The organism is Streptomyces sp. NPDC054765, assembly GCF_053612065.1.
The window spans coordinates 87,627-95,406 of record NZ_JBSHBP010000032.1 but is presented as its reverse complement, the minus strand read 5'-3'; the positions used below and the strand labels follow the sequence as shown (position 1 = coordinate 95,406).

5 protein-coding genes and 1 pseudogene are annotated in these 7,780 nt (G+C 70.2%); 2 read left to right on the top strand and 4 right to left on the bottom strand.

Annotated elements, in window-relative coordinates:
• Window positions 1–427: 427 nt before the first annotated feature.
• Complete coding sequence (locus ACWGJY_RS21145; RefSeq protein WP_453262353.1) at window positions 428–1,435, bottom strand: stage II sporulation protein M; 1,008 nt, start codon at window positions 1,433–1,435, stop codon at window positions 428–430.
• A gap of 113 nt (window positions 1,436–1,548) precedes the next feature.
• Here ACWGJY_RS21145 and ACWGJY_RS21140 point away from each other — a divergent pair, with 113 nt between their 5' ends.
• The gene (locus ACWGJY_RS21140) at window positions 1,549–2,670 is read left to right on the top strand and encodes an RDD family protein (RefSeq protein ID WP_453262352.1); all 1,122 of its coding nucleotides are present in this window, start codon (window positions 1,549–1,551) and stop codon (window positions 2,668–2,670) included.
• Between the two features lie 466 nt (window positions 2,671–3,136).
• Here ACWGJY_RS21140 and ACWGJY_RS21135 read toward each other — a convergent pair whose 3' ends face one another.
• Window positions 3,137–3,751, bottom strand: a complete 615-nt coding sequence (locus ACWGJY_RS21135) for a hypothetical protein (protein ID WP_327703121.1) — start codon at window positions 3,749–3,751, stop codon at window positions 3,137–3,139.
• A gap of 168 nt (window positions 3,752–3,919) precedes the next feature.
• A complete protein-coding gene (ahcY, locus tag ACWGJY_RS21130) occupies window positions 3,920–5,377 on the bottom strand; it encodes an adenosylhomocysteinase (protein WP_453262351.1) in 1,458 nt (485 codons plus the stop codon).
• 612 nt (window positions 5,378–5,989) lie between these two features.
• On the opposite strand from ahcY, the pseudogene ACWGJY_RS21125 reads away from it, so the two are divergent.
• Window positions 5,990–6,403: pseudogene (locus ACWGJY_RS21125) on the top strand (PTS fructose transporter subunit IIB); the annotation flags it as partial.
• A 358-nt stretch (window positions 6,404–6,761) separates the two neighbouring features.
• Here the strand turns inward: ACWGJY_RS21125 and ACWGJY_RS21120 are convergent.
• Window positions 6,762–7,748, bottom strand: coding sequence for an ABC transporter substrate-binding protein (locus tag ACWGJY_RS21120; protein ID WP_453262350.1), 987 nt, complete (start codon window positions 7,746–7,748; stop codon window positions 6,762–6,764).
• Between the last annotated feature and the right edge of the window lie 32 nt (window positions 7,749–7,780).

Here is a 7,780-nt window from a genome sequence, read left to right as displayed (position 1 = left end):
CGTTTCCGCCTTTCGGCTTCTTCGCGTTTCCAACCTTACCAGATCCGTTTCCGTCTCCGGCCCCCTGTTGGAGCGGGGTTGGCCGTTCTGCTTTCTCTTTCCGGCCTTTCCGACTCTAGCAGACCCGATTCCGTTCCGTTGCCGGTCCGAATTCGCTTCCGAAATCCCCGTCGGAGGGGGGTGCCTTTTGGCTTTTCCGACTTTATCAGAAGGGATTCGGCCGAATTGATTCGGCCGGGGCTTCCGGTAAGTGGTCGGTTGCGCCTCGCCGAATTGATATTCCGGCCGAGGCGGAGATGAGACTAGCCGTCGCAGAAGAACTTGTCCAGTTCGCTGCAACCGTTCGAATCTACCTCCCCCGGTTGCTCGTGTCAACGGGCTCCTGGGGCGAAGAGGAGATTAGCAGGTCAGCGGGGCTCGATGCACATCACGCGGCAGTGGGGACGGTGGCTTCGCGGTCGGTGAGGTCGACGTCGCCGGTGGCTCCGGCACGTACGGCACGGCCGCCCAGGACGTAGACATAGAGGAGGAAGGACAGTTCGGCGGCCATGCCGATGCCGATGCGGGCCCAGGTGGGCAGGCCGGAGGGGGTGACGAAGCCTTCGAGGGCGCCGGATACGAAGAGCACCGCGGCGAGTCCGATGGCGACGCCGAGGGCGGAGCGGCCTTCCTCGGCCAGGGCCGTGCGGCGGGTGCGCGGGCCCGGATCGATGAGGGTCCATCCCAGGCGGAGGCCGATGCCGGCCGCGACGAAAACGGCGGTCAGTTCCAGGAGGCCGTGCGGAAGGATCAGTCCGAGGAAGGTGTCGAGGCGGCCGGCTGAGGCCATCAGGCCGATGCCGACGCCCAGGTTGAGCATGTTCTGGAAGAGGATCCACAGCACGGGGAGGCCGGCGAAGGCGCCGAGGACCAGGCACAGGGCGACGGCCTGGGCGTTGTTCGTCCATACCTGGGCGGCGAAGGAGGCGGCGGGATGGCTGGAGTAGTAGGTCTCGTACTCACCGCCGGGGCGGGTCATGTTGCGGAGGTCCTCCTGGGCGCCGATCGCCGCCTGGACCTCGGGGTGTGCGGCTATCCACCAGCCGATGAGGGCGGCGGCCGCGGTCGAGAGGATCGCAGTGGGGATCCACCAGTGGCGCAGGCGGTAGACCGCTGCCGGGAAAGCCGTGGTGAAGAAGGCGGCGGCGTCGCGCCAGGAGGCCTTGCGGGCGCCGGTGACCGTGCTGCGGGCGCGGGCCACCAGGGCGGTGAGACGGCTGGTCAGCGCGGGGTCGGGGGCGCTGGAGAGGAGGAGGGAGAGGTGCGTGGTGGTGCGTTGGTAGAGGGCGACGAGTTCGTCGGCCTCGGCTCCCGTGAGGCGGCGTTTGCGGTGGAGCAAGGTGTCGAGACGGTCCCATTCGGCGCCATGGGCCGTGACGAAGACATCGAGGTCCATAGGGTGTCGCTCCTCGCGGCGCCGTGGGTGGGTGCCGGATCAGCTTGGCAGACTGGCCGTGTCCGGCGTGGGGTGGGCAGGACACCGGGGACCGAGAGGGAGTGGGGCGCGGCGTGAGTGAACTCGTCACGGGTGAAGCGGTGGTGCTGGGGCTGCGGCCCGCCCGGCTGCCGAGCCGGGGGCTGGCGGTGGCCGTCGATGTGGCTGTGGCCTGGGCGGTCTACCTCGGGACATCGCTGCTGCTGTTGAGCGCGACCTCGTCGATGGACAGTGCGGCAGTGGCGGCCGTATCGGTGGCGACGTTCTTGCTGGTGCAGGTCGGGATACCGATTGTCATCGAGACGCTGAGCCACGGCCGGTCGCTGGGGAAGCTGGTCTGCGGGCTACGGGTCGTACGGGAGGACGGCGGGCCGATCCGGTTCCGGCATGCGCTGGTGCGCGGGGCGATGGGGGCCGTCGAGATCGTGATGACGATGGGCGTGCTGGCGGCCATCGCCTCCTTGGTGTCGGCGCGGGGGCGTCGGATGGGGGATGTGTTCGCGGGGACGTTGGTCATACGGGAGCGCATGCCCGTGGCGGAGGCCGGGATGGCGCCGCCGCCTCCGCCTCCGTGGCTGGCGGCGGAGCTCGGGGCGCTGGATCTGTCACGGGTGCCTGACGGGTGGTGGCTGACGGTGCGGCAGTACCTGGCGCGGAGGGAGCAGCTCGATCCGCAGGTGGGCGCGGAGATGGCGGGGCGGCTCGCGGAGGATCTGTACGGATTCACCGGGGTGCCGGGGCCTTCGGGGGTGCATCCCGCCGCGTATCTGGCGGCGGTGGCCGGGGAGCGGCAGGTACGGGAGTCGCGGCGGGCGTTCGGGATGGCTGCGGGTGTGGGGATATCCGGCGCTGCGGGTGTGGAGATGTCCGGCGCGGCGGAGGGTGGAACGCCTGGCGCTGTGAGTGGTGGGGAGTCCTGGGGTGGTGAGCCGGGGTCGTCGGTTCAGCCTGTGGAGGTGGCCGGGGATGTCGCCTCATCAGGGAGCGCCGGGGGTGTGGTGTTGCCGGCGTCGACGGGGGCTTGGGCGCCGCCCGGGGGCGGGGCGGGGTCTCCTGAGGCCGGGGCCACGGCCAGGGCTGGGATGGCGCGTCATGACGATGCCGGGTCTCTCGGGGCAACGGTGCGGGAGCGCGGGGGCGACGAGAGAGGTAGCGGGGGACGGCCGCCGCGTTCGGGGTTTGCGCCGCCGGTGTGAGGTGGGACCTGCTGGTGCTGGGGCGGGTGGGGCCCGGCCGCGGATCGGCGGATCGGCGGATCGGCGGATCGGCGGATCGGCGGATCGGCGGATCGGCGGATCGGCGGATCACGGTGTGCTGAGTCTGGTCGCGGGGCGTGATCGCTCGGCGACGTCGTGGGGCGTAGGGGGCGGCCACAGGGCCGGGGCGCAGCGCCCCGGTGTCTCGCCTGGACACTCGGTGGTTGCGGGGCTCCGGGCAGAAGCCGGGGCAGGTGGTCGGGCAGGCAGCGAGGGTGGGTCTGGCCCGGGGTGGTTGGGGGCGTGCCGGGTCTCGCGTGGGCTGTCCGGCGGGTCGGGACGGATGGTGCCGCGCGCCCGGTCGTCGGCGTATTCGGCGCGCGGTGACCGGCGTACTGCGCTCCGGCTCCCGGTGCACCGCGAGGTGGAGGGGACGAGAGCGGCGGAGCGGGCGGGTCAGGGGGCCTCAGGGGAACGTCGACGGTGGGGATTCGAGGGATTCGAGTTCGATGCCGGGGGCGGAGAGGACCACGTCGCCGGCGATGTGGACGGTGTGCTGTTCGCCAGTTTCCAGGTCGTTGACCTGGTATTCGTCGGCGATGAGGGGGGCGTTGTCAGTGGCGTGTGGTGTGCTTTTCAGCAGGGCCCAGGACTGGTCGAGCGTGCGGGGGGCGAGGACGGGGGGTGTGAAGGCGACGAGGCGGGTGCGGACGGCGCCGGCGCCGAGGGCGGGGCGCAGGAGACGGGCGGTGGCGATGAGAAATGCGGGGGAAGCACCGGTGAAGGCGTGGGCGGGGACGTTGCCTTCGGTGGCATGTTCACCCGTCGGGTCGGTGCGTACCCAGGTGACGCCCTCCAGAGCGGCGCCGCGGACCTGCCAGGCGGAGGCGTGGAGTTCGAGGCGGATCGGGCGGCCGAGTTCGTCGAGGGTGAGGTCGACGGAGCCGGTGTGGTCGCCGGAAGGGTTGACGATCTGGGAGACGTAGCGCCAGCCGGAGGGGCCGGTGGCGCAGTGGAAGTGTTCTTCGCCCAGGGGGGTGTGATCGTGCGGGTCGTGGAGGGAGTAGTGGCCGCGGGGCATGGCGGGTCAAGTCCTTCGGGCGGCGACGGGCCGGTGAGTCGGGGGCGGGGCGGTACGGGGTCCTTATGGGCCAGGCCCCCGCCGTGCGTGGCGGGGGCCTGGGATCACCGGCTGCTGTGGGGAGCACCAGCGGTCAGCGGGGCTGACCGGTTGGTGATCGCCGCTGGATCAGTAGCGGTAGTGGTCGGGCTTGTACGGGCCCTCGACCTGGACGCCGATGTAGGCGGCCTGCTCCGGGCGCAGCTCGGTGAGCTTGACGCCCAGGGCGTCGAGGTGGAGGCGGGCCACCTTCTCGTCCAGGTGCTTGGGCAGCACATAGACGTCGGTGGGGTACTCCTCCGGCTTGGTGAACAGCTCGATCTGGGCCAGCGTCTGGTCCGCGAACGAGTTCGACATCACGAACGAGGGGTGGCCGGTGGCGTTGCCCAGGTTGAGCAGACGGCCCTCGGACAGCACGATCAGCACCTTGCCGTCCGGATGCGTCCAGGTGTGCACCTGCGGCTTGACCTCGTCCTTGACGATGCCCTCGAGCTTCGCCAGGCCGGCCATGTCGATCTCGTTGTCGAAGTGACCGATGTTGCCCACGATCGCCTGGTGCTTCATCCGCGCCATGTGCGACGCCATGATGATGTCCTTGTTGCCCGTCGTCGTCACGAAGATGTCAGCCGTCTCCACGACCTCTTCGAGAGTGGTGACCTGGTAGCCGTCCATCGCCGCCTGCAGCGCACAGATCGGGTCGATCTCGGTGATGATGACCCGGGCGCCCTGGCCACGCAGGGACTCCGCGCAGCCCTTGCCGACATCGCCGTAGCCACAGACCACGGCCGTCTTTCCGCCGATCAGGACATCGGTGGCACGGTTGATTCCGTCGATCAGCGAGTGGCGGCAGCCGTACTTGTTGTCGAACTTCGACTTCGTCACGGCGTCGTTCACATTGATCGCCGGGAAGAGCAGATCCCCGTCCCGGTGCATCTCGTACAGACGGTGCACACCGGTCGTGGTCTCCTCGGTCACACCGCGGATCTCCGACGCCAGGTTCGACCACTTCTGCGGCGCCTCGGCCAGCGTCCGGGTCAGCAGCTCCAGGATCGCCCGGTGCTCCTCACTCTCCGCGGTCTCCACGGAGGGGACCTTGCCGGCCTTCTCGTACTCCACGCCCTTGTGCACCAGCAGCGTGGCGTCACCGCCGTCGTCGAGGATCATGTTCGGGCCGCCGGTGGGCGAGTTGGGCCAGGTCAGCGCCTGTTCCGTGCACCACCAGTACTCCTCCAGGCTCTCACCCTTCCAGGCGAAAACCGGAATACCGGCCGGCGCCTCCGGCGTGCCGTCCGGGCCCACGGCGATCGCCGCGGCGGCGTGGTCCTGGGTGGAGAAAATGTTGCAGGACGCCCAGCGGACCTCGGCCCCCAGGGCGGCCAGGGTCTCGATCAGGACGGCGGTCTGCACGGTCATGTGCAGGGAACCGGTGATCCGCGCACCGGCCAGCGGCTGAGCCGCGGCGTACTCCCTGCGGATCGCCATCAGACCGGGCATCTCATGCTCGGCGAGGGTGATCTCCTTGCGGCCGAAAGCGGCGAGGGACAGGTCGGCGACCTTGAAGTCCTGGCCGGTGGCTGCTGTCGTCATGCGGGCTGCTCCTCGAGCGTCGAGGTGGATGGGCTGGCAGTCTGCGGCGCGGGCCGGGGTCCCCGGAGGTATCCGGGGCGAATACGAGCGTACGCGGAAGCGGACACACCCCTCCCCCTGGCCGCAGCGCAGTCCGTCGGAGGCCCTCTCTCCCTCGGCCGGTCCGCGGTGCGGGCCGCCCGACCGCCATCAGCAGCGACGTCTGGCACTGGTCACGAATCTACACCGGTCGGCCCGGTGAACCCCAGCCCGGAGGGGCCGGTTCGGTGCGGTACCGGCCAGGGTGGGGGGCTGGGAGGGGGGCTGGACGGTCCGCGATTCCCGGGGCCGGGGAGTCCGGAAGCCGGTGTTCCGGCTGCCCGGTGGCCGGCGGTCCGGCTGCCCGGTGGCCGGCGGTCCGGCCGCTGTCGGCCGCTGCCGTCGAGGGCTTTGCCCGCGCTGGGACGTCGCGCAGGATGCCTGGAGCACGGGAACACCTGCGCGGCCGTGCGCACGGCCGCGCGCACGTTCCTACGGCCGCGCGCACGTTCCTCAGGAGAGCCACGTGACCGCGAGTCCAGCTGATCCCCCGAGGGTGCGGGGAGGAGCGGGCAAGGGCTGAAACCGCTCGCAGTGACCGCCTGCCCGACCGGTATCGCCCACACGTACATGGCCGCGGAGAAGCCGGCCCGGACCGCCCGGTCCGGGCGGGTATGAGATCAAGGTGGAGACGCAGGGATCCGGTGGAGACGACGCAGGGCTCCATCGGGGCCGAGAACGCACTGTCTGACAACGATGTCAGAGACGCGGACGGCATCGTCATCGCCGCGGACAGGGATGTCGACCGCAGTCGGTTCGTCGGCAAGAAGGTTCTGGCCGCCGGGGTCGCGGAGGGCATCCGGTCATCCCGAGCGGCTGATCGAGCGGGTGCAGAAGGCGCCGGTGTACGGGGGTGCGGAGGGCGACGGCTCCGGTGCGGGGGCCGGCGCGGCTCCGGCTTCCGGGGGAACCGGTGGCGGCAGGGAGCGCAGCGTCGCGCACAAGGCGTAGGGCGAGGAACAGCAGGCCTTGGGCCTTGTGCTTGGCCGAACAGTTCGGCCGGTTCTCGTCCCCGGGCGGACCGCGGCCATCTCCTCACCGACGCCCAGAAGGAGGCGGACCAGCTGGTCAGCCGCGAGCGGGCGGCCAACGAGCACGGCTTCGCCGGCCTCAAGAAACTGGCGGATCCTCACCAAGGTCCGCATGAACGCCCGACACGCGACCCCGCTCCTGCGGGCCCTCCTGGCGCTGACGAATGCCGAGGTCCAACGCTGCCAGCGCCGGGAGCGCGGCACGCGCCGGCGCCTTCCGGCCGTCACCGACCGTGGGCAGGGCGGTGACGGTGTACGACGCGCCATCGGGCCTTTCAGAACGCGTGGGGCGGGGTGGTGGACGGCGGCACACCGGCGTTGAACCGGGTGTCGACGAAGTGGGAGAAGGTGAGCTGCTCGGGTATCAGCTTCAGGCCCGCGAACTCGTCGGCGATCTGCTGCTCCGAGGCGATGGCGGCCCGGTCCACGGCGACCCGCACCGTCGTGCCCGACGTACGCCGCACCGCGTCCAGCGCCACCTTGTACGGCACGCCGGTGTCCCGCGCCCACACCTTCGCCCACTGCTGCGGGTGCTGGTAGACCCACTTCCGGGCGAGCTGCAGCCGCTGCAGGTAGTCCTTCATGGCTGCCGACTTCCCCCTGTCCGCCAGCGCGGAGGGGGAGGCGATATCGAAAGTGAGGCCGTTGACCAGACCTTGTCCGCTCACCAGGACTCGGGCGTTCCCGTCGTCCAGCGCCTGGGTGGTGGTCGGGTCAGCCGCCGCCCAGGCATCGACGTCTCCCCGCTTGAACGCGGTCTTTGCCTCGGCGGACTGGAGGTGGTCGACCTTGACGTCCTTAATCGGCATTCCGGCCTTCCTGAGCACGGCAAGCAGCAGGTCGTGCCCGGTGGTGCCCTGTATCACCGCGATCGTCTTGCCCTTGAGATCCTGGACGCTCTTCAGCGGCGAGTTCTTCGACACCAGGATGGCCGTGCCCGCCACCGAGCTGTGCATCGCGCCCACGACGGTGATCTTCGATCTGGACGCGGCGGCGAACACCGGTGGCGTGTTGCCGGTCCAGCCGAGGTCGACCGCCTTGGCGTTGACGGCTTCCAGCAGCAGTGGCCCGGAGGCGAACGTCGACCAGTTGATCTTGTACGGCAGGTTGTTCAGCTCGTCGGAGGCTTCCAGCATGGCTCGGTCGCCGCCCGTCTGGTCACCGACGTTGAGCGTGGTGTCGGTGTGTGCGGGCTTCCCTCCGCATGCCGTGGTCAGCAGAGCGAACGGGATGAGCAGAGCGCCGAGGCAGCGTCGTTTCATGGGGAGTCTTTCTTCGGGTCGGGTGAAGGTGT